Source organism: Sinorhizobium kostiense (assembly GCF_017874595.1).
Classification (GTDB): domain Bacteria; phylum Pseudomonadota; class Alphaproteobacteria; order Rhizobiales; family Rhizobiaceae; genus Sinorhizobium; species Sinorhizobium kostiense.
The window spans coordinates 141380-162594 of the sequence record NZ_JAGILA010000008.1; the positions used below are offsets into that span (position 1 = coordinate 141380).

Consider the following 21215-nt stretch of genomic DNA (forward strand, 5'->3'; position numbering starts at 1 on the left):
TACAGCAACGCTTAAGCGTCCAGCGCATTCGATGCCGATCTCACGCCGCGTTTCCATGCGCTCACAAAAATGGAGACACTCATCGGCTGATCAAAAAGTGACGAAGCGCGGTAGTCCGGGATTTATCCTCGCCGGGAATAGAGTCATCATCGTGAAAACAGTGAATTACCGGGAGGAACGCCGATGGCTTCTGAACTCAGCCCGCTGACATTGGAAACGGCGCTGCCGGAGGAGCACGGACCGCCGCTGCCGCAATCGTCACAGGAGACGATCAATACGATCGTCCATTATTATCGCGGTGAGATGGGACGGATGGCGGGTTGGCGGGACCGGATTGACCGGACTTCGAACTGGGCGATCACAGTCGTCGCGGCGATGCTTTCCGTTTCCCTGTCGACGCCCACGTCGCACCATGGCGTGCTGCTCTTTGCCATGCTGCTGATCACGTTGCTGTTGTTGATCGAAGCGAGGCGTTACCGCTTCTTCGACGTCTACCGGGCGCGCGTGCGCCAACTGGAGCGCGGCTATTTCGCACAGGTTCTCTCGCCGGATGGCGCGCCGAGTGCCAAGTGGTCGACGTCGATCGCCGCGAGCCTGCGCAAGCCGGTTTTCCTGATGAGCTACAAGGATGCGGTCTGCCGACGGTTGCAGCGCAATTACTGCTGGATGTACTTGATCCTGCTCCTGGCTTGGGGGCTGAAAATCACCTCGCCCAAGATGTCCATGGCCGGCGAGTTCCTGGGCCCCGTCCGCTCCTGGAGCGACCTCGTCGCAAATACGGCCCTCGGCCCTTTGCCGGGCTGGATCGTGCTGATCCTGGTTGCGTTCTTTTATGGTCTCGTACTCTACGGCTCGTTCCGCCGGGAGGAGCATGAGGGCGAGCTGGCCCACGGCCAAGTGCATGTCTGACTGGAGCAGCCGCGACGCGCCGGCGCTGAACGCTCAATGAAGAATGAATTCTCCTTTCAGCGCCCGCCACTCGCTGGCCGAAATCAGTTTGCGGTGGACGTATCGTACGGAGTGGAGCGGCCCGTCGAGCTGTTCCTGCCAGAACTTGAGGAAGCTTCGCATCTCCGGAAAGTCCGGAGCGATGTCGTAATGCTGCCAGATATAGGTCTGCAGAAGAGCCGGATGGTCGGGCATTCGATACAAGATATGGGCCGTCGTCAGGCCGTAACCCTTGAGCTGCAGTTGCATGTCGTTCGTCATCAAGGACCTCACTTTTCATGAAAGGCTGGTCTCTATGATGGAGCGCTTGATTTCTTAATCAAGGCCTAATACTAGTCCAGATCGCGAGAATAAACATAAAAAATCAAGGGTTTAGCAGCAGGTCTAAGGGAGTGCTGCCAGGAACCCGGTGGTGGGCACGGCGCGACCGCGGGACTTTCTCGATCCTCTCAGCGCTTCAAATGACGTGTCAGCCGTGCTTCGAGCCAGCCCCAGATATTGCGCAGGAGCTCTACCATCAGAAGGTACAGCGCGGCCGCCCAGATATACATCTGGTAGTCGAAGGTGCGGGAGAAGGCGCGACGCGTTTCTCCCATCAGATCGAAGACGGTGACGATCGCGACGATTGCCGAGCCCTTGATCATCAGGACGATCTCGTTGCCGTAAGGGCGTAAGGCCACGATCATCGCCTGCGGCAGGATCACCTTGAAAAAGGCGATGTGTTTCGGCAGGCCAAGCGCGGCCGCGCCCTCATGCTGGCCGCGCGGCACGCTTTCGATAGCCCCGCGCAGGATTTCGGCCTGGTAGGCGGCGGTATTCAGCGTGAACGTGAAGAGCGCGCAGTTCCAGGCGTCACGGAAGAACCACCAGAGGCCGACCGTCTCGAGCTGCGGACGGAAGCTGCCGAGACCGTAGTAGACGAGGAAGAGCTGCGTGATCAGCGGCGTGCCACGGAAGAAATAGACATAGGCATAGGCAAGCCAGGACCAGAGCCTGTGTTTCGACATGCGCCCGAGCGCAACCGGCAACGACAGCACGGCGCCAAGCAGGATCGATGAGCTGACGAGTGCCAGCGTCACGCCGAGGCCCGAGAGGAAACTCGGTCCGTAGCGGGAAAATTTCTCCGCGTCCCAGCCGCCGACGACGGTGAAGAAGATGCCGACGGCAAGCGCCAGCCAGACGCCGAGCGCAACGCTGCCGAAGAAGCGCGATAGCGTGTAGGGCTTCGGTGGTGCCGGGGGCGGGGCCTGCGGCGGGATCATTGTCTCGGCAATGCTCATCGGCCCATCTCCGCGCGTTTGGTCCGGCGCTCGATTGCCGAAAAGGCGACGGACGAAATCATCGCCAGGATCAGGAAGAGGATGCAGGCAAGGCCGAAGAATTCGAAGGCTTGCTTGGTGACGCGGGCTGCAACGCCAGTCTGGCGGAGGATGTCGGGCAAGCCGACCACCGAGACGAGCGCGGTGTCCTTGAGCAATGCCATCCAGAGATTGCCGAGTCCGGGAAGCGCGATGCGGATGAGCTGCGGCAGGATGATGAGCCGCATCGTTGCGCCACGATGGAGACCGAGCGCATCGCCCGCCTCGTATTGGCCGTGGGGAATGGCCTTGAAGGCTGAGAGCAGCACTTCGGAGCAATAGGCGGAAAAGACCACACCGAGTGCAATCATGCCGGCGACGAAGGCGTTGATCTCGACCGGTCCCTCATAGCCGATCGTGGCAAGGAATTGCTGCACGAGGATCTGCAGACCGTAATAGACGATGAAGAGCGTCAGGAGCTCGGGCAGGCCGCGGAAAATCGTCGTGTATATATTGGCGGCAAGCCGCAGCGATCGTTCCTCGGATTGTTTCGCGAGCGCCACGAAAAAGCCGACCGTCAGCCCGATGGGGAGGGTGGCGATCGCCAGACTGGCGGTGACCAGGAAGCCGTAGGCGACCTCATCGCCCCAGCCGGTATCGCCGCATGCCAGCAGCGTGTCGGAACCGAATAACCGAAATACGCCGACCGGCCCGCAAAACGGATCGATGATCGAAACGACCCAGGCAAGACCGGAATAGATGGCGGCAAACAGCCCGCTCATGCCGGTAGATTCCCCTTTATGTTCTTATGGACGCCGACGACGCCTATTCTTGCGTTTTCTTGTCAAGCAAAAACGGCGGAAGGGCAAGCCATCCGCCGTTGCATTTTCTTCATGAACCGAGAATTTGCCGGTATAACCTACGAATGGTAGCGGGAATCGCGGCTATTAGCTGCCGTAGACGTCGAACGGGAAGTATTTTTCGTTGATTTCCTGGTACTTGCCGTTAGCGCGAATGGCGTCGATCGCCTTGTTGAACTTCTCTCGCAGCTCGTCTTCGCCCTTGCGAAGCGCGATGCCGGCTCCTTCACCATTGATGACCGGATCGATCGGCAGCGTGCCGAGCAGCTTGCAGCAGGCGCCGTCCTCGGTCTTCAGCCATTCCGAAAGCACGACGACGTCGTCGATCGCTGCATCGATGCGGCCATTGGCGAGGTCGAGCTTGTATTCATCGGCGGTCGGATAGAGCTTCAGTTCCGCACCCTTCATATGCGCCTCGGCATAATTCGAGTGGGTGGTGGAGCTCTGCGCGCCGAGCATCTTGCCCTCGAGTGCCGCTTCGGTCGCCTCGGTTATCGGGGAATCCTTCGGCACGGCGATCGCCGGTGGCGTGTTGTAGTATTTCTTTGTGAAGTCGACCTTCTCCTTGCGCTCCTCTGTGATCGACATGGACGCGATGAACGCGTCGAACTTCTTGGCGATCAGCGCCGGAATGGCGCCGTCCCACTCCTGCGTCACGAAGGTGCACTCGACCTTCATTTCCTCGCAGAGCGCCTTGGCAATGTCGATGTCGAAGCCCGTCAAAGTGCCATCGGCCTCGAGATTGTTGAAGGGCGGGTAAGCGCCTTCCGTGCCGATAACGAGCTTCTCGCCTTGCGCCATGGCCGAGCCTGCCATGAACGCGAAAACGGCAGCCGATGCGGCGGCTGCCAGCCGTCTGGAAATACGCATGATGATCCTCTCTTTTGGCCGGCATCCGGATTTTTTCTTGTTCGCGGATACCAAGTATACCCGCGGCGAGCGCCGCTGGTTGTGGCGATATTCGTACTGTTTTCCTACAAAAATCAACTGCAAAGCGTCGTCGCTACCAGCAAAAGCTGTTTAGGACTTTTCGCACCCTTATTGTTTGTGAATGGCCCGTTCAGGCACGGTTAATGTCGCCTCCGATAGGCCTGAAGCGGAACCGATCCGTGGCTGCCGCGTTGCGGCTGCGAAAGTTCCGACCGACGCAAAAAGTCGGAACCGCGGATCATTGCCCCGAAACGATGCGCTGTGCCGATGCGCAATGCGACGGGGGCGCCGGGCGCGACAACGTGCCGGGACCAGGAGGAAGAAAGAGAATGTCGATTCGATCCAAACTTTTCGCAACTGTGGCCCTGCCGGTTTTCGCGGCGTCTCTTGCGGCCCAGCCGGCGCTCGCCGATCGCTTGAACGCGCCTTTCGAAGTGGCGCAGGAGGGTGGCGAAGAGCTCTCGCCTGAGGAACTGCTGCTGCTGAAGAAGCGCCAGCAGGAGCAACGCCAGGCCGAGGAAGAGCAGCAGGGCGCCGAGGAAGAACAGCAGCGCCAGGCAGAGGAAGAGCAGCAGCGCGCCGCCGAGGAAGAGCAGCAGCGCCAGGCCGAGGAAGAGCAGCAGCGCGCCGCCGAGGAAGAAAAGCAGCGCCAGGCCGAGGAAGAGCAGCAGCGTGCTGCCGAGGAAGAAAAGCAGCGCCAGGCCGAGGAAGAGCAGCAGCGCGCCGCCGAGGAAGAAAAGCAGCGCCAGGCCGAGGAAGAGCAGCAGCGCGCCGCCGAGGAAGAAAAGCAGCGCCAGGCCGAGGAAGAACAGCAGCGTGCCGCCGAGGAAGAAAAGCAGCGCCAGGCCGAGGAAGAACAGCAGCGTGCTGCCGAGGAAGAAAAGCAGCGCCAGGCCGAGGAAGAACTGCAGCGTGCTGCCGAGGAAGAAAAGCAGCGCCAGGCCGAGGAAGAACAGCAGCGTGCTGCCGAGGAAGAAAAGCAGCGCCAGGCCGAGGAAGAACAGCAGCGTGCTGCGGAAGAAGAGCAGCAGCCCCAGGCCGAGGAAGAACAGCAGCGTGCTGCCGAGGAAGAGCAGCAGCCCCAGGCCGAGGAAGAACAGCAGCGTGCTGCCGAAGAAGAGCCGGCAGATGTGCCGACTGAGCAGACAGGCGAAGCCGAAGAGCAGCCTCAGCCAGAAGGCGAAGAGCCTGCCACTGCCGAGGGTGAGCAGCCCGAGGGTGAGCCCGCTGCGGAAGTCGTCGACGAGCGCACGGTCGAAGAAAAGCAGAAGATCGCCGAGGACCCGGCAGCCACCGATGAGACCGTGGTGCTCCCGGTCGAACGGGGCGCAGCCGTGCTCGACAGCGACAAGGACGCGGACAATTTCGGTGGCGACCGCGCACGGGAAATCCGTCGCCAGCAGCGCGAGGAGCTCCGGGCGAAGGAAGAAGCCGTAGAGCCGCCCAGTGACGACGCCGCTGCCCAGGCGGAAATTCCGGCCGAGGTCAGGGAGGCACTGCCGCAGAAGATCGAGGCAGCGCTTAGCGAAGAGGGTGAGCGGGTCGAGGAAGCTCCGGAGTTCGCCGTTCCGGAAACCACGAACATCGTCAACAACACCGTCATCAACAACACGACCGTAAACAACACGACCGTAAACAACACGACGACGACCAACGTCACGGAAGTGAGGGTCGTCGAACAGACCGAAAACCGCGTCATCCTCGAGGCCGGTGATCGCATCTTCGTTCGAGGCGACGACCGGCCGCGCCTTAGGCACGACGCGGAGGAGACCTTTTACGAGGAACTGCCGCGGGACCGCTACCGTGAGACCATCGTCCGACCGGGCGGTTACCGCATCGTTACGATCTACGACCGTTACGGCGGTATCCTGCAGCGAACCCGCATTGATCGCGAAGGCACCGAATATGTGCTGATCTATGCGCCGGAGTATGAAGAAGAACGTCGGCGCCCGACGATCGTCGATGTCGGATACGAACTGCCGCCGATGCGGCTGAACATTCCGGTTGACGAATATATTGTCGATTACGCCGAAGAACCGGATCTGGACTACTACGAGTTCCTGTCCGAGCCGCCGGTGGAGCGGGTCGAACGGGTCTACACGATCGACGAGGTCCGTCATTCGGCTCGCCTTCGCGACAAGGTCCGCCGCATCGACCTCGACACCATCACCTTTGCCACGGGCAGTGCCGAAGTATCGATGTCGCAGGCAAAGACCTTGCGCAAGGTGGCGGACGCGATGGCGAAGGTCCTCGACAAGGACCCGGGCGAAACCTTCTTCATCGAAGGCCACACGGATGCCGTTGGCTCGGACCGCTCCAACCTGCTCTTGTCGGACCGTCGCGCAGACTCCGTCGCTTCGTTGCTCTCCGAGGTCTACGGCATCCCGCCGGAAAACCTGGTGACCCAGGGCTACGGCGAGCGCTTCCTGAAGATCCGCACGCAGGAGGCGGAGCAGGAGAACCGACGCGTCACCATACGCCGCGTGACACCGCTGGTGCGGCCAGTGGCGCAGCGGTAAGCAGCTGAAAATAGAGCGGTGCGGTCGTTTCGCACCGCTCACCGCCCGTTCATGAGATCGGGGCCGCACAGCCGGTCCCGCTTTTTTTACCCGCCCGTGCGCCGATGATCCGCAGGGGAGGGATAGAAGTTGCCGCGATTGCCTGCGGGAGAGGGAAGGAGAATCCCATGCCTAAGGTCGTTGGAATCGGTGGTGTGTTCTTCAGGGCGGCGGACCCGGCTGGGCTCGCCGAATGGTACGAGAAGCATCTTGGGATTGACGACCTGCACAAGTCCGTATGGTTCCAAGAGGCTGGAGCAACAATTTTTGGGCCGTTCTCCGAGAATACCGACTATTTTGGACAGGCAGAACAGCAGTGGATGATCAACTTCCGCGTCGATGATCTCGATGGGCTCGTGGCAAGCCTGAGGGCAAGCGGGATTGCGGTGGAAACTCGGGCCGAGTGGAACTCGGAAGTCGGTCGCTTTGCCCGCATTCACGATCCCGAAGGCAATCCGGTCGAGCTCTGGGAGCCGACGAAGGGCTGATAGCGAACTCCGCCATCAATGCTCGAACACCGGAGCTGAGGTCCGATTTCGACGAGTCGCTTACAGCGCAGCGCGTCTTTTCAGACGCGCAAAGGTCGCTGTAACTCTTTGAATTTGCGCATCGAGCTTTCCGAAAATCGGGTACGCTAGATGCCGAGGAGCACAGCCCCACCGGTCATCCCCGCTCCGGCTGCCGTCAGCAAAAGCTTTTCCCCGGGCCGGAAGGGTTTCGCTTCGTTTGCCAGCGAGAGCGATAGCGGAATTGTCGCTGCCGATGAGTTGCCGTGCTCCTCGATGATGCGCACCGCCTTCGATGACTCGATGCCGAGACTGCCGCAAACCGCGTCTAAGATCCGGATATTGGCCTGGTGCGGCAGGAACCGGCAAACGTCCCCGGAGCAAAGGCCGGCATCTGCGAGCGCACGTCTTGCGCAGGCCGTCATCATCTCCACGGCGCGAACGAAGACGTCCTGGCCGTCGCGCATGGTCATCAGGACGTCCGCCGCCGCCATGCCAGGCGCAAACGGCCGGGTGCTGCCGCCGGCTGGAATCGTTATCAGGTCGTAGCCGCTCCCGTCCGATGCCAGATCGACGCCGATCACACCCTTGCCCAGATCGTCGCAGGGCGCGACGACCACCGAGCCGGCTGCATCGGCAAAGAGCACGGCACTCGCCCTTTCCGCCGGATTGATCCGGCGGCTGAGGATATTGGCGGCAACGACAAGGACCGGTTTCCCCTGGGTGCGCACGAAGCCATCGGCAAGTGTCAGCGCGTAAAGAAAGCCCGAGCATGCGCCGGCAAGATCGATCGCGCCGGAATTGGCAAGCCCGAGCCGGTGGGCGAGCAGCGGCGCGGACGGAGGCAGCAGGTGGTCGGGCGTCGAGGTCGCAAGCAGCGTCAAAGCCACATCGCCGCGCGGAATGCCTGCGTCCTGAAGCGCCGCTTCTCCGGCTCTTGACGCAAGTCCCGTCAGCGTGTCTCCCGCCTCTACCCAGCGACGCGCGCGGATCCCGGTCCGCCGCTCGATCCAGCCGGGTTCGAGGCCGAGCCTGGTTTCGATCTCGGCATTTGCGACGCGCCGGTTCGGCACGTAATGGCCGAATCCGGCAAGGCGGGATGATCGGACGGTGCTCATAGCCGCCCCGCCGCGAAGGCCGACGCCGCCTCGTCGATTGCGTCATAAGCGCGGTCGAGGTCGGCTTCGGTGACGCAATAGGGCGGCATCAGATAAATGACATTGCCGAGCGGCCGGATGAGGAGCTTGCGCTCGCGGAAGAATGTCCGAAGCCGCGGGCCGACCTCCGAAAGATAGCCGCCGACCGGCACGGCAAGATCGAGGGCGGCGATGGTGCCGGCCTGGCGAATGTTGCAGAAGCGCGGGTCGCCTTCGAAGCGTCGCAGCCGGCTCCGCTGCTTCGCCGCAAGCGCCTCGATGCGTGTTCCCACCGCCTCCGTCGCCCAGATGCCGAGATTGGCGAGGGCGGCTGCGCAGGCGATGGGGTTGGCCGTGTAGGAGCTCGAATGAAAGAACGTCCGGCGGCGATCGGCCGAAAAATGCGCATCGAATATATCGGCGGTGCAGAGGGTCGCAGCCAGCGGCAGCGCGCCGCCTGTAAGCCCCTTCGAGGTACAAAGGATGTCAGGCGTGAGCCCGGCCTGTTCGCAGGCGAAGCGCGTACCCGTCCGGCCCCATCCGGTCATCACCTCATCGGCGATGAAGAGGCTGCCGTGGCGCTCGGCGATCCGCTTCAGTTCGGTGAGCACGGCGGGCGGATAGATTTTCATTCCGCCGGCGCCGAGCACCAGCGGTTCGATGAGCAGTGCCGCCACACGGCCGGACGCGCAAGATGCCGCGAAAGTGTCGAGCGTCTGTTGCTCGCGCCCGGGCTCCGGAAATGGCAGCCGGTCGACGGCGAAGAGAAGCGGTTCGTAGGCCGCATTGAAGACGCCGCGTTCGCCGGCCGACATCGTGCCGATGGTATCGCCATGGTAGCCGTGCTCCAGCACGCAGACGCGGCTACGCGGGGCGCCGATATTGTGGAAGAAGCCGAGCGCCATTTTCAGTGCGACTTCAACCGCGGTCGAGCCGCTGTCGGAATAGAACACGTGCTTGAGGCCAGCCGGTGTGATCCCGATCAGCCCGGCGGCAAGCTCCTCGGCCGGCGCATGGGTATATTCGGCGAAGATGATCTGGTCATAGGTTTCCGAGGCGCGCCGGATCGCCTCCATGATGGCCGGGTGCCGGTGGCCGTGGGTGATCACCCACCAGGAGGAGATCGCATCGAGGATCCGCGCGCCGTCTTCATCGATGAGGTGGGCGCCCTCGGTGCCAGCGACCCGCTTCATTGGTGTTTCAAGCGCGTGCTGGGTAAAGGGGTGCCATACAGGAGACCTTCTCACGCGGGTACCTCGCTAAAGCAATCGACGTCGAAGTTCACGCGAAAAGCTTGCCGCAGAGCGTCCGGCTCAAGCGGCTCGAGCCGTGGGACCCGACCGAGCACGCGGACCTGTCCGAGCGCCGCGATGGTGCTTTGCGTGTCCCGCTGCTCGTCGCCGATGAAGGCGACGCCGAGAACCGGAATCGAGCGGGCGCGCAGCGCTTCGAGCGACAGCAGCGTGTGATTGATCGTTCCGAGTCCGGTGCGGGCGCAGAGGACGACGGGAATCCGCCAGCGCGCGAAGACATCGGCAAAGATGGTCTTTTCCGTCAGCGGCACCATGAGCCCGCCGGCGCCCTCGATGACGAGCGGCGCATCGGTCTCAGGCGGTGAAAGATCGTCGGGCAGGATCGTGACGCCGTCGAGCCTGGCAGAGAGATGCGGCGATGCGGGGGTTGTAAGTCTGTAGGCCTCCGGCAGAAGGCGGTCGGGTGCGATCTGCGCGAGCCGCCCCACGGTTTCGCTGTCTGTTGCATCCTCGAGGCCGGACTGCACCGGCTTCCAATAGTAGCCTGAAAGCGCATCGACGAGTGCTGCGGCGAAGACCGTCTTGCCGAGGCCGGTATCGGTGCCGGTGACCACCAGGCGAAGCGTCATGGCCGCTCCTCCGAAATCGCCACCTTCAGGCTCTCCAGCATCTCGGCGATCGCCCGCCGATCGACGTGCAGCGTGATCGCGATCCTAAGCCGCGCCGTGCCTTCAGGCACCGTCGGCGGACGGATCGGCCGGATATCGAAGCCTTCCCGGCGAAGCCGCGCCGCGATTCTCACTGCCCGGCTATTGTCACCGATCATCACCGGCAGGATCTGCGAACCGCTGCCCTTGATGCCGAGCGTTGCGGCAAGCGCCTCATTGGCGAAGGTCCCGAGCTCGTCGAAAGCCGTTCGGCGTTGCGGCTCGTCCGCGAGTATTTTCAACGACTCGCGAACCGCCGCGGCGGTCAAGGGCGATGGTGCAGTCGAATAGATGAAGCCGCGCGCGCGGTTGACGAGATAGTCGCAAAGGATCGCGTTCGCACCGAGCAGGGCGCCCGAAACCCCGAGCGCCTTGCCGCAGGTATGCAGCACGACGATATTGTCCCGGCCCTCCAGGGAAGCCGAAAGGCCGCGGCCGCCGGAGCCGAAAACCCCGGTCGCATGTGCCTCGTCGACCACCAGAAAGCCGCCGTGCCGGTCCGCGACGGCGGCGAGTTCGGCGAGTGGTGCCCGGTCGCCGTCCATCGAATAGAGGCTTTCTACAGCGATCCACGGATGCCCCTTTCCACCGGCGGCGCGCCACCTCAGGATCGCGTCGGCAAAGGCAGCGGCATGGTTGTGCCGGACGGCCAGCGCGGGCGCCTTGCTCGCCGCTATGCCCTCATGGGCACTCGCATGGATCAGTTCGTCATGAACGATGAGGTCCTCGCGCTGCGGCAGGCTCGAAAACAGCGCGACATTGGCAGCATAGCCGCTGCCAAAGAAGAGCGCCCGGTCCGTGCCGAAGAATTCCGCCGCCTCCGCCTCCAGCGCCTCATGCTCCGGATGGTTGCCGCGCAAGAGCCGCGATCCGCCGGCGCCGACCGGCACGCCGCGTTCGAGCGCCGCGGCAATCGCAGTTTTGAGGCGTGGCGACTGGGCAAGCGCCAGGTAATCGTTCGAGGTGAAATCGAGCCCATGCTGCGGCGCGAGCGCCCGGCGCCGTCCCTTGCGCTCAAGCCCGGCGAGCGTCCTCTCGTAACGCTCGAGCGCGTCCAGCGTCATTCGGCCGGCTCCGGTTGCACCGCCTGCAACGCCATCGGCTTTAGTCCGAGGCGGCGAAACAGCGCCGAGTCATGATCCTCGCCGGGATTGTCGGCGGTCAGCAGCATCTCGCCGACGAAGATGGAATTGGCGCCGGCAAAGAAACAGAACGCCTGCATCTCATCGCTCATTTCCGTGCGGCCGGCCGAGAGTCGGACATGGGATTGCGGCATCAGGATCCGGGCGAGCGCGATCGTGCGGACGAAATCGATCGGATCGACCGGCGGCTGATCCGCGAGCTTCGATCCGGGGATGGGGATCAGCATATTGATCGGTACGCTTTCCGGAGCGGCCGGAAGATTGGCGAGCGTCACCAGCATGGAGATACGATCGTCGATCGCCTCGCCCATGCCCAGTATGCCGCCGGCACAGACCTTGATCCCCGCCTCGCGCACATTGGCGAGGGTCTCCAGCCGGTCGGCGAAGGTCCGGGTGGTGATGACCTCGCTGTAGAAGCGCTCAGACGTATCTATATTGTGGTTGTAGTAGTCGAGGCCGGCATTCGCCAGCCGCTCCGATTGCGTCGGCGTCAGCATGCCGAGGGTCATGCAGGTCTCCATGCCAAGCGCCTTGACGCCCTCAACCATGGCGACGATCGTCTCCATGTCGCGCTCCTTCGGGCTGCGCCAGGCGGCCCCCATGCAATAGCGCGTCGCGCCGCCGTCCTTGGCCTTCTGGGCCTCTGCAACGACCCGCTCGACCTCCATCAGCTTCGACGCCTTGAGCCCGGTCGGGTAATGGGCCGACTGGCTGCAATAGCCGCAATCCTCCGCGCAGCCGCCGGTCTTGATCGACAGGAGCCGGCTCATCTGTATGGCGTTTGGATCAAAATGCGCACGATGGACGGACTGGGCGCGGAAGAGAAGATCGTTAAACGGCAGATTATAGATTTTTCTAGCATCGCCGATCGTCCAACGCCCCGCGGCAGCGCCGGTTTGGAGTGAGCTTGCTGTCCGTGAGGCGTGTACATCCAGCATATCCAGAATTCTCCCTCTGTCTGCACGATCTATATAGATAGATTCAGATATTATCTATAATTTCGTCGCAGGGACGAGGGCGCAACCATCTATTCGGCGAACTGGCGCCACTGCGCAATCTCAGCGGGAAATTGCATCGAGCGGCGAGCCCTGGCGACCGTCCGCTCGGAACCGGAAAATGCTGCAAAAGCAATGCTTAGCGGAAGCAATCAGCCGACGATCGCAAAGGCGCCGCCGGATGCGTTTTTCACCGGTTTTTGCCCGATCCTCTGGACATGGCGCTCCAGCACGGCTGCTGCGTTCTCGGTCCGGCCTTGGCGAAGGAAAGCGAGAATCGCCCGGTGGTCGTGGTCAGGCCGGACCTCCCAGTCCGACCGCCAGGTTGCAAACAGGAACCGGGCGCTGACCGCATGCAGGTCATCGATCGCGGCTAGCAGGCGCGGCATGCCGCAAGGTGTCAGAAGCAAGCGATGGAAGCGGCGATTCGCCCCCTCCCAGGAGCGCACGTCCCGGGCATTGTCCGCTTCGACGGTGGCTTCCTCCGCTTGATTGAGGATCGACGGGGTCAGATGCGGCGCCGCATGGCGCAGCGCCAAAACTTCGAGTGCTGCCCGCATCTCGGCAACCTCGCGGACTTCTTCGAGACTGAACGAGGCGACCCGCACACCGCGGCGGGGCTCGCTCACGGCCAGTCCCTGCGCTTCGAGCCTGCGGAAGGCCTCGCGTACCGGCACATGGCTGGTTCCGAATTCCTCGGCGATGTGATCCTGCCGAAGCTTGGCTCCGGGCTCCAGTTCACCCGTCACGATCCGTTCCGCGAGAATGCGGCAGATGCGGTTGGCTATCGTGTCTTCGTTCGTCGCGGACATGTTTTATAGATAATTTGCGCCGGGCTCGGTGTCGAGCCGGTTAAAAGCATTGCCGCCGATACTCGCAACGATTTTGATCCCCACACGGTTGTGATAACCGTGACGGGTGACGCGTTCCTTCACGGGCATGCCGCCGCGGTGGTTCGGATCGCCCCTGAAGGCGGGCAGGCCTCAAGGCGCGCGATCGGTGAGAGCGTCAGCTCCCTCCTGTTCGGCGCAATGAGCACAGCAGTAGATGATGTCGCCCTGCTCCACTCCATGCCCGATGATCCGGACGCCGCAATGCGGGCATGTCGGAGCAAGTTTCTGGATCGCACATTCGAAGCTATCGAAGGTGTAGGTATCATTCCCCAGATTCACCCGGAAGGTCTTATCGTAGTCGTTACCGCACTGGTCGCATCTGGCCATGGCTGTATTCCTCCTGTTCGGTCGGACCAACCTCGCGAACAGCGATAGGTTCCGTTGTCGTTCCGGCTCAAGCCCGGTCCTCGACAATTGCCGAGCCGGACCTCGTCGGCTGCGCCGATGTCCCCATGTCTTACCGAAATGGGTCGTGCTGCCGATGAGCAATTGCCAGCGGTACGACTAAAGCACCGGTTCTTCCAACCCGCTTCTCTGGTGCGACTTCCATAGATAGTAGCCGAGCACCGATCCGAAGAAGAAGGTATGGGCGATGAACTGCACCAGCGGACTCGATTCCAGGAACCAGGGGAATAGGATCGGTGCGATTACATAGAAGTTGATCAGCCAGAGCGCGAGCCCGAAGAGGCTACCCGCTGCGATAAAGGCAACAGGACCCCGCAGCATCGCTGCGATTTCACCGAAGATTATTCCGTAGATGATCGCGAGTACGAAGTGTACTACGACGCCGGCGATGCCGGCCGTCACGAGCGAATAGCCCGGATCGAGTGCCTCCGGTCCGAGCGCGATGGCGCCGATCATTCGAAGTGGCATAAAGAAAGCGTCGGCTCCCATCATCGACGCGCTGACGATCATTTCGAAGGCAGCGAAAACGATGCCCGCGACTATGCCTGCGATGGCACCCTGCTGAAGACCCCACCGCATGTCGCGCGATGTCACTGGCGTGTGGATGTATTCCCGATAAGCCATGGCTATCACTCCCTTTCGGGCCCGTGAATTTCTATGATCGAAAGGAACGGACCGAGCGGCTCGACTGTTCCCGCCCACGGGCTGGACTCACGGGGAATTGAGCGCTCGGAAACTTCCCGCCCCGGGGGCAGGGGCGCCTTATTGGGTCGAGGACAGAGGGGACGCCAGGAAAGGTCCTTGCCGACCAACACGCAATTCTACTTCCACATGGTCCGCATCCTCGCCGCGACATCGATGCGGATCTGCTGGGCGCTTCGCTCGGAGGCCTCACGGCCGGCGACAGGCCAGGTTCCGGTCTCAAAGAACTGCAGGAGCGTCGCGGGGATAAAACGCGTCCGGCTCGCATAGACGTGTCGGTTCCCCTGCGCGTGCTGCCCACCGGTGAAGAAGCGCTGGGGCACCACCAGCGTGAGGCTGTCCTTGGCGCGTGTCATGCCGACATAGAGGAGCCGTCGTTCCTCCTCGAGGTCGTCGCTCGTTCCCGTGCTGAGATCCGAGGGGATGCAGCCATCGACGACATTCAACATGAAGACGGAACGCCATTCCTGGCCCTTGGCGGAATGGATGGTAGAGAGCACCAGATAATCTTCGTCGAGCAGCGGGACGCCAGCCTGGTCGCTCGTCGCGTCCGGCGGATCGAGCGTCAGCTCGGTCAGGAAGCGCTCGCGGTTATGGTAGCCGGCTGCGATCTGTTCCAGCTGCAGGAGATCGGCCCGGCGTGTCTCGGCATCCTCGTGCATCCGCTCAAGATGCGGCTCGTACCAGCTCCGCGCGAGCGCGATCTCGGCCGGCCATCCGGAATCGGATTTGCGCAGAGCCAGCATGAGGTCAATGAAGGACGCCCAATCCGGCCCGCTCTTCGGCGGAGCGGGTATCTCGCCGAGCGCCATCAGCGGCTCGGGATCGGTCGCGATGACATCGAGGATCTTGCCGGCGGTCTGCGGACCGATGCCTGGCAGCATCTGCAACAGTCGGAAGCCGGCGACCCGGTCTCGCGGATTTTGGGCAAAGCGCAGCACCGCGAGCAGGTCCTTGACGTGGGCGCTGTCGAGGAACTTCAGTCCGCCGAATTTCACGAAGGGGATGTTGCGGCGGGTCAGCTCCACCTCGAGGGGTCCGCTGTGGCTCGAGGTGCGGAACAGGACCGCCTGCTGCTTCAAGAGCATGCCCGATTCGCGGTTGGCGAGGACCTGCTCGACGATGTAATTCGCCTGATCGCTCTCGTCCTTCACGGTCAGGAGCTTCGGACGGACCGCCGATTGCCTGTCGGTCCAGAGATTCTTGGTGAACCGCTCGCGCGCCAGCTCGATGACGCCGTTCGCGGCCGCGAGGATCGTCTGTGTCGAGCGGTAATTCCGATCAAGGGTGATGACGTCGGCGGGCGGCGAGAACGCATCGGGAAAGTCGAGAATGTTGCGGACGGTCGCAGCCCGGAAGGAATAGATCGCCTGCGCGTCGTCTCCGACGACGGTCAGGCCGCGCCCGCCGGGTTTGAGGGCCAAAAGCACGGAAGACTGGAGCTTGTTGGTGTCCTGGTACTCGTCCACGAGGACATGGTCGAACCGGTTGCCGATGTCATCGGCGAGCGAAGGATCGCCCACCATTTGCGCCCAATAGAGGAGCAGGTCGTCGTAATCGAGCACGTTCTGCGCCTGCTTGGCTTCGACGTATCCGGAAAAGAGCTCCTTCAGCTGCTGTTCCCAGCCGGAAACCCAGGGATACCAGCTGCGCAGCACTTCGTTCAGCGGCGTCTGCGAGTTCACCGCCCGGGAGTAGATCGCCAGGCACGTGCCCTTGGTCGGGAACCTGCTTTCGGTCTTCGAGAGCCCGAGCTCATGCCGCACGACGTTCAAAAGGTCGGCGCTGTCCTCGCGGTCGTGGATCGTGAAATCCACGTTCAGACCGATCTGCTCGGCATAGATCCTGAGGAGCCGGGCGCCGATGCCATGAAAGGTCCCGGCCCAGGCGAGGGCGTCCGTCATGACGCCGGAACCGGCCCCAAGCACCTGCGCGCAGATACGCTCGACCCGCCGCGACATCTCGGCGGCGGCCCGGCGCGAAAACGTCATCAGAAGAATGCGGCGGGGATCAGCCCCATTGACGATCAGGTGGGCGACGCGATGGGCGAGCGTGTTGGTCTTGCCTGATCCGGCTCCGGCTATGATGAGCAATGGCCCGCCCACGGTTACGCCGTCCCCTCCAATGCCATGCTCGACAGCGCGGCGCTGCCGCTCGTTCAGCTTTTCAAGATAGGTCGCGCTCATTCGCCCCCGTCATGTCCATTCCACAATGAGTCCGGCTCCCTACATATCCGATCAGGGTCGCTGCTTCACGGTGGAATGCACCGATTTGAGAAGCGATTGGTTGAGGTGATCGCAACATCAGTCCCGCGGGAGCCTTCCGATGAGCAGCTCGTTTGCCTGCGCGTTTTGGCAACGGCGACATTTCAGCATGGCCGCGATGGCCATCAGGGACCTGCCGCCACCGTGCGCTCTCGCAATCTGCCGACGATCGATCCACGCCTGATGGCGGCAATGTGCACATCTTGCGACGAGAAAGTACCATTCCGGAAGCTTCTCCAAAGTGGAGGCGGCTTCCGACAAATCCTCGCGCGCAGCGAGCTCAATTCCCCGAGGATGCCTCACTATCGTTCTCTGTCAAAGCGTGGCCTCCATCATGCGTCTCGTCGCGACTCTCAGCTGTGTCGGTGAACGGCCTGCTGGCGGGTGTGTTCATGATATGTTCTCAGTCGGACGCTCAGTTGTCAACAGATCAGCTGCGCGACGGAGGTGGATCTCAGATCCCCCAGTCTCCCTTGCCGAAATTGACAGCGCCCCGCCGCATCGCGGTTCCGATTTTCGGGCCGATGCGCTAGAATTTTAGGCGTTGTTTTCCGGGAGGGCATCCCGATGAACGTTGCGCTCTGGCTTGAGAGCTTGGGACTTGCGCAGTATGCCCCGGCCTTCGATAGCAATGCTATCGACGCTGAGATCTTGCCCAAGCTGACTTCCGAGGATCTGAAGGAAATCGGCGTCGCTCCCCTTGCTCATCGCAAGAAGATCCTCGAGGCAATCGCCGCACTAGAAAGCTGCCAAACTGGCGCCGTTCCAAGGCAGCCGTTTTCGGGGCCAGTCGCTCACCTGAATCAACCCCCGGAAACCCGGCCACGCGAAGCCGAAAGACGTCAGCTCACCGTCATGTTTGCCGACCTGGTCGGCTCGACTGGTTTGGCCACCCATCTCGACCCTGAGGAAATGAGCGCGCTGCTGCGCCAGTTCCAAAATGCCGTTGCGGGCGAGATCGTCCGTTACGACGGCTATGTTGCGAAGTTGATGGGCGATGGCGTTCTTGCCTATTTCGGCTGGCCGCAGGCGCACGAGGAAGAAGCGGAACGGGCGGTCCGAGCAGGGCTTGCCGTCGTCGAAGCCGTGAAGGCGCTCTCCACCAAGGACGGTCAGCAATTGTCCGTCCGTGTTGGCATAGCGACCGGCGTAGTCGTCGTCGGAGACCTGATCGGGACCGGCGCGGCCCAGGAAAACGCCGTGGCCGGAGAGACCCCCAATCTCGCTGCTCGACTGCAGAAGCTCGCCGAGCCGGATACGGTCGTGATTTCGGAACTGACATATCGGCTGCTGGGCAGGCTCTTCGAGGTCAAGCGAATTCGCCCGAAAAAGCTGCATGGCTTTGACACCCCCACCAGCTCATACCTGGTAATGGAAGAAAGCCGGGCTGAAGGCCGTTTCGATGCCCTTCACGCAGGAGTTGCCGCGCCATTGGTCGGCCGGGACCTTGATATCGGCGTGCTTATCGACCGATGGAAACTTGCGGCCTCCGGAGAAGGACAAGTCGTTGAGCTGTTTGGCGAGGCGGGTATCGGCAAGTCGCGGATTCTTCAAGAGCTTCGCGAACGGCTGAAGGGCGAACGGGTCACATACTTGCGTTACTTCTGTTCGCCGTATCATGCGCAACGTGCGCTGTATCCTGTCGTCGACCAACTGCTCCGCGCCGCCGACATAAACCGAACGGACCCCCCTGAAACACAGCTGGCCTTCCTCGAGGAAGCGCTTGCGGCAGCCCGGGATCCGCAGCAAGCCATCCCTTTGATTGCAGCCTTGCTCTCGATCCCGACGGGCGATCGCTACCCAAAGCTCGACCTGATGCCGCAAATGCAGAAGGCGCGCACATTCGAGGTCTTGATAGAGCAGTTGGAGGCACTCGCAGGCGGTAAACCGGTCCTCATGCTTCTGGAGGACGCCCACCACCTTGACCCGGTTTCGGCCGAACTCTTCGACAGCGTTGTCGGCCGCATCCAGCGGCTGCCGGTTATGCTCATCGCCACCTATCGGCCGGAAGGAGCCGTCCGATGGAGCGGTCTCCCCCACGCGACCTTGCTGACCCTGAACCGCTTGAGCCGCGCCCAGACAGCCGCCATTATCGATGCCATGACGGGCGGAAAACACCTCCCGTCGGCAGTTCTCGACCAGATTCTCGCAAAAACCGAGGGTGTGCCGCTTTTCGTTGAGGAACTGACGAAAGTGGTTCTGGAGTCCGGTCTCCTCGAGGAAACCGGCGAAGCCTACAAGCTATCGGGCCCATTGCCTCCGCTCGCAGTGCCGGCAACTCTCCACGATTCGCTGATGGCTCGTCTCGATCGCCTCGCCTCGGTCAGGGAGGTCGCCCAAATCGGTGCGGTCATTGGGCGGGAATTCAGCCATGAGCTACTCGCCGCTGCAACCGGGATCCCGGAGGCTGAACTGGAGATGGCAACGGAACAGCTCGTCGCCGCAGGCCTGGTATTCCGGCGCGGCGGCAGAGGTGAGGCGAGCTACGCCTTCAAGCATGCGCTGGTTCAAGATGCGGCTTACGGGAGCTTGCTTTTGAGCCGGCGGCAGCAGTTGCACGCCCGGATTGCCCAGATCCTGGAGGCGAGATTTCCCGAGATCGTCGCAGCAGAACCCGAATTGCTGGCCCACCATTTCGAACAGGCATCCCTTCTGGAGAAAGCCGTCGAGTACCACGAACGAGCTGGGCGGCGCGCCCTGTCGCGCTCGTCGCTATCGGAAGCTCTTTTGCGTTTCGGCAATGCGCTGAACGGATTGACGACCCTTCCGCCCTCGCCAGAGCGGACGCGACGCGAACTCTCGTTGCAACTGGCAATCGGAAGCGCCCAGATGGCTGCTCACGGCTTCGCTTCCCCCGTCACGGGCGCCGCCTATTTGCGCGCCAGGGAAATTTGCGAGGAACTGGACCAAATGCGGGAGGCGTTCCCCGTTCTTTACGGTCTTTGCTTGTATCACCTCTATTCCGCCGAACTGCCCGAGGCGCGTCGCGCGGCCGATCGACTGCTGGAACTTGCCAACAGCTGCAACGACCGCGGACTCTCGTTCTTTGCGCATCGGGCGGTTGGCGTGTGCGCTCTGCCTGCCGGCGACTTTTCGCGCGCACGGGCTCACTTGGAGGAGGCGTTGGCGCTCTATGACCCGCATGAACATCGGTCCCCCGCCTTCGTCTATGCTTTCGACCCGCGCGTCGTGTGCCTCGACTATCTGGCGCGTAGTCTTCTGGCTCTTGGCTTTCCGGAACGGGCATTGGCTGCCAACGACGAAGCCACGGGCGAAGCGAGAAACATCGGGCACCGCAACAGTCTCGCGCTGCCTCTGTTCTTTGGTGGTGTCATCCGCCAGATTCTAGGCGATCACAACGGAACGAGGATTCGTGCCGCCGAACTGTTGCAAATTTCGGGGGAGGCGGGTTTCCGATTGTGGCAGGCCGGCGCCACCGTCCTGCAGGCGTGGGCGGTCGCCGACGAAGGCGACATCGATCGCGGCAGGACCGATCTTGAGAGAGGCGTCGAGGAGTGGAAAAGCACCGGGGCGCGGTACATGTTGCCGTACTTTGTCGCCGTTCAGGCGCAAATCGAGATGAGCGCTGGCAACGCAGCGGAAGCGACCCGGCTGCTTCAGAAGGCTGAGGACGACATCGAACGGACGAGCGAACGCTGGTTCGCGGCCGAAGTGCTTCGCCTCCAAGGAGAGGCTGCGCTCCAGTCCAAGGTCGAGCGGGAGAAAAAGGCAAGGGATTGTTTTCGGGGAGCCCTGGCTATGGCGCGAGCTCAAGGTGCACGTTTTTGGGAGCTTCGCGCGGCCATAGGACTTGCACGGCTGGAGGGCGCCGAGACGGGCGCGCGGGAGCAACTAGCCGAGATTCTTTCAAGTTTTGCGGAAGGATCTTCATTGCCGGACCTGAAGGCAGCGCATCTGCTCGCGACCGCGCCGAAATCACCTGCAGCCTAAAGGGAGGATGCCATGCCCAAATCGGATATCCGGGGAATCGTGAAGGAAGCGAGCGACCGGTGGAACGCCGCGTTTAACGGTGGGGATGCCGCTGCAGTTGCTGCGCTCTATACGGAGGATGCTACCGTGTTGCCGCACACCCATGCAGTCGTCAAAGGGACGGCTGCGATCGCTGATTTTTGGGCCGGACTGATCTCGGCTGGGGTCAAGGATCACGGCATTGAGCTGCGCGAGGTGGAAGAGGAAGGGAACCTCGCTTTTTCGAGCGGCAAATGGTCCGCCACCGCACTTGCAGAAGATGGAAAAGCAGTGCGTTTCGAGGGCACAATCGTGACCATCTTCCGAAAGCAGGACGACGGCTCCTGGAAACTTTGCTTGCACACATGGAATTGAGGTCGCCGGCATTGATTCCGCCGATCTGATGAGAGGGCCGATCCGCGGGACACGTTACAACGGGCAACGCCCGGCTTAACGCCTGCGAGCCGAGCGCCGTGTCATACCGAAGAGGCGGACTCTTGCGCGCCGTGGCTGCGTTGAAACCTTCGCAGACCGCCGAGTACCTATTCATCGATGACAATAAACGCGGGCTCCGTTCAGCCTTAGCTGTTTTGGTCCGACCGGTTAATATGCGAGGCCGAAGCAGATAATGTTCATTTTCGAGGGCAGC

The 21215-nt window shown here is 62.2% G+C and carries 18 protein-coding genes; 5 read left to right on the plus strand and 13 right to left on the minus strand.

Annotated features, from left to right (window positions below):
• Positions 1-183 precede the first annotated feature (183 nt).
• Positions 184-909 carry a DUF2270 domain-containing protein gene (locus J2Z31_RS24150; RefSeq protein ID WP_209605440.1) on the plus strand — a complete coding sequence of 242 codons (726 nt, stop codon included), beginning with the start codon at positions 184-186 and terminating at the stop codon, positions 907-909.
• A gap of 33 nt (positions 910-942) precedes the next feature.
• Here the strand turns inward: J2Z31_RS24150 and J2Z31_RS24155 are convergent, their stop codons facing one another.
• From J2Z31_RS24155 to J2Z31_RS24170, 4 genes are all read right to left on the minus strand, one after another.
• Positions 943-1209 (minus strand): usg protein, encoded by a 267-nt coding sequence (locus J2Z31_RS24155; protein ID WP_209605442.1) that lies wholly within the window; start codon positions 1207-1209, stop codon positions 943-945.
• Positions 1210-1397: 188 nt separating this feature from the next.
• Positions 1398-2228, minus strand: coding sequence for an ABC transporter permease (locus J2Z31_RS24160; protein ID WP_209605444.1), 831 nt, complete (start codon positions 2226-2228; stop codon positions 1398-1400).
• Positions 2225-3028, minus strand: coding sequence for an ABC transporter permease (locus tag J2Z31_RS24165; protein ID WP_209605446.1), 804 nt, complete (start codon positions 3026-3028; stop codon positions 2225-2227). The genes J2Z31_RS24160 and J2Z31_RS24165 overlap by 4 nt, the downstream gene beginning before the upstream one ends.
• 165 nt (positions 3029-3193) lie before the next feature.
• Positions 3194-3976: an ABC transporter substrate-binding protein gene (locus tag J2Z31_RS24170; RefSeq protein ID WP_209605448.1), complete on the minus strand. Its 783-nt coding sequence runs from the start codon at positions 3974-3976 to the stop codon at positions 3194-3196.
• A gap of 389 nt (positions 3977-4365) precedes the next feature.
• On the opposite strand from J2Z31_RS24170, the gene J2Z31_RS24175 reads away from it, so the two are divergent.
• Together J2Z31_RS24175 and J2Z31_RS24180 are read left to right on the plus strand one after the other, a co-directional pair.
• A complete protein-coding gene (locus tag J2Z31_RS24175; RefSeq protein ID WP_209605450.1) occupies positions 4366-6555 on the plus strand; it encodes an OmpA family protein in 2190 nt (729 codons plus the stop codon).
• Between the two features lie 167 nt (positions 6556-6722).
• On the plus strand, positions 6723-7082 hold the full coding sequence (locus J2Z31_RS24180; RefSeq protein WP_209605452.1) for a VOC family protein: 360 nt from the start codon (positions 6723-6725) through the stop codon (positions 7080-7082).
• A 146-nt stretch (positions 7083-7228) separates the two neighbouring features.
• Here the strand turns inward: J2Z31_RS24180 and J2Z31_RS24185 are convergent, their stop codons facing one another.
• The 9 genes from J2Z31_RS24185 to J2Z31_RS24225 all read right to left on the minus strand — a co-directional run bounded on the left by J2Z31_RS24185 (position 7229) and on the right by J2Z31_RS24225 (position 16519).
• The gene (locus tag J2Z31_RS24185) at positions 7229-8218 is read right to left on the minus strand and encodes a beta-ketoacyl-ACP synthase III (protein WP_209605454.1); all 990 of its coding nucleotides are present in this window, start codon (positions 8216-8218) and stop codon (positions 7229-7231) included.
• The gene (locus J2Z31_RS24190) at positions 8215-9483 is read right to left on the minus strand and encodes an adenosylmethionine--8-amino-7-oxononanoate transaminase (RefSeq protein ID WP_209605456.1); all 1269 of its coding nucleotides are present in this window, start codon (positions 9481-9483) and stop codon (positions 8215-8217) included. Before J2Z31_RS24190 ends, J2Z31_RS24185 begins: the two co-directional genes overlap by 4 nt.
• Positions 9480-10118: a dethiobiotin synthase gene (gene bioD / locus J2Z31_RS24195; RefSeq protein ID WP_209605458.1), complete on the minus strand. Its 639-nt coding sequence runs from the start codon at positions 10116-10118 to the stop codon at positions 9480-9482. The genes J2Z31_RS24190 and bioD overlap by 4 nt, the downstream gene beginning before the upstream one ends.
• Positions 10115-11260 carry an 8-amino-7-oxononanoate synthase gene (locus tag J2Z31_RS24200; protein ID WP_209605460.1) on the minus strand — a complete coding sequence of 382 codons (1146 nt, stop codon included), beginning with the start codon at positions 11258-11260 and terminating at the stop codon, positions 10115-10117. Before J2Z31_RS24200 ends, bioD begins: the two co-directional genes overlap by 4 nt.
• A complete protein-coding gene (gene bioB / locus J2Z31_RS24205; RefSeq protein WP_209605462.1) occupies positions 11257-12276 on the minus strand; it encodes a biotin synthase BioB in 1020 nt (339 codons plus the stop codon). The genes J2Z31_RS24200 and bioB overlap by 4 nt, the downstream gene beginning before the upstream one ends.
• Before the next feature lie 209 nt (positions 12277-12485).
• On the minus strand, positions 12486-13145 hold the full coding sequence (locus J2Z31_RS24210; RefSeq protein WP_209605464.1) for a GntR family transcriptional regulator: 660 nt from the start codon (positions 13143-13145) through the stop codon (positions 12486-12488).
• Between the two features lie 171 nt (positions 13146-13316).
• The gene (locus J2Z31_RS24215; protein WP_209605466.1) at positions 13317-13553 is read right to left on the minus strand and encodes a hypothetical protein; all 237 of its coding nucleotides are present in this window, start codon (positions 13551-13553) and stop codon (positions 13317-13319) included.
• Between the two features lie 177 nt (positions 13554-13730).
• Entirely contained in the window at positions 13731-14255 is a 525-nt protein-coding gene (locus tag J2Z31_RS24220) for a hypothetical protein (protein WP_209605468.1), read from the minus strand.
• Positions 14256-14452: 197 nt separating this feature from the next.
• Positions 14453-16519, minus strand: coding sequence for an ATP-dependent helicase (locus tag J2Z31_RS24225; RefSeq protein WP_209605470.1), 2067 nt, complete (start codon positions 16517-16519; stop codon positions 14453-14455).
• Positions 16520-17164: 645 nt separating this feature from the next.
• Between J2Z31_RS24225 and J2Z31_RS24230 the strand changes: the two genes are divergently transcribed.
• Together J2Z31_RS24230 and J2Z31_RS24235 are read left to right on the plus strand one after the other, a co-directional pair.
• Positions 17165-20548: an adenylate/guanylate cyclase domain-containing protein gene (locus J2Z31_RS24230; RefSeq protein WP_209605472.1), complete on the plus strand. Its 3384-nt coding sequence runs from the start codon at positions 17165-17167 to the stop codon at positions 20546-20548.
• A gap of 12 nt (positions 20549-20560) precedes the next feature.
• A complete protein-coding gene (locus tag J2Z31_RS24235; RefSeq protein WP_209605474.1) occupies positions 20561-20941 on the plus strand; it encodes a YybH family protein in 381 nt (126 codons plus the stop codon).
• Positions 20942-21215: the final 274 nt, after the last annotated feature.

Coding starts and splice junctions, on each gene's coding strand:
- J2Z31_RS24150 (WP_209605440.1), top strand. CDS start 184: ATGGCTTCTGAACTCAGCCCGCTGACATTGGAAACGGCGCTGCCGGAG.
- J2Z31_RS24155 (WP_209605442.1), bottom strand. CDS start 1,209: ATGACGAACGACATGCAACTGCAGCTCAAGGGTTACGGCCTGACGACG.
- J2Z31_RS24160 (WP_209605444.1), bottom strand. CDS start 2,228: ATGAGCATTGCCGAGACAATGATCCCGCCGCAGGCCCCGCCCCCGGCA.
- J2Z31_RS24165 (WP_209605446.1), bottom strand. CDS start 3,028: ATGAGCGGGCTGTTTGCCGCCATCTATTCCGGTCTTGCCTGGGTCGTT.
- J2Z31_RS24170 (WP_209605448.1), bottom strand. CDS start 3,976: ATGCGTATTTCCAGACGGCTGGCAGCCGCCGCATCGGCTGCCGTTTTC.
- J2Z31_RS24175 (WP_209605450.1), top strand. CDS start 4,366: ATGTCGATTCGATCCAAACTTTTCGCAACTGTGGCCCTGCCGGTTTTC.
- J2Z31_RS24180 (WP_209605452.1), top strand. CDS start 6,723: ATGCCTAAGGTCGTTGGAATCGGTGGTGTGTTCTTCAGGGCGGCGGAC.
- J2Z31_RS24185 (WP_209605454.1), bottom strand. CDS start 8,218: ATGAGCACCGTCCGATCATCCCGCCTTGCCGGATTCGGCCATTACGTG.
- bioD (WP_209605458.1), bottom strand. CDS start 10,118: ATGACGCTTCGCCTGGTGGTCACCGGCACCGATACCGGCCTCGGCAAG.
- J2Z31_RS24200 (WP_209605460.1), bottom strand. CDS start 11,260: ATGACGCTGGACGCGCTCGAGCGTTACGAGAGGACGCTCGCCGGGCTT.
- bioB (WP_209605462.1), bottom strand. CDS start 12,276: ATGCTGGATGTACACGCCTCACGGACAGCAAGCTCACTCCAAACCGGC.
- J2Z31_RS24210 (WP_209605464.1), bottom strand. CDS start 13,145: ATGTCCGCGACGAACGAAGACACGATAGCCAACCGCATCTGCCGCATT.
- J2Z31_RS24215 (WP_209605466.1), bottom strand. CDS start 13,553: ATGGCCAGATGCGACCAGTGCGGTAACGACTACGATAAGACCTTCCGG.
- J2Z31_RS24220 (WP_209605468.1), bottom strand. CDS start 14,255: ATGGCTTATCGGGAATACATCCACACGCCAGTGACATCGCGCGACATG.
- J2Z31_RS24225 (WP_209605470.1), bottom strand. CDS start 16,519: ATGAGCGCGACCTATCTTGAAAAGCTGAACGAGCGGCAGCGCCGCGCT.
- J2Z31_RS24230 (WP_209605472.1), top strand. CDS start 17,165: ATGAACGTTGCGCTCTGGCTTGAGAGCTTGGGACTTGCGCAGTATGCC.
- J2Z31_RS24235 (WP_209605474.1), top strand. CDS start 20,561: ATGCCCAAATCGGATATCCGGGGAATCGTGAAGGAAGCGAGCGACCGG.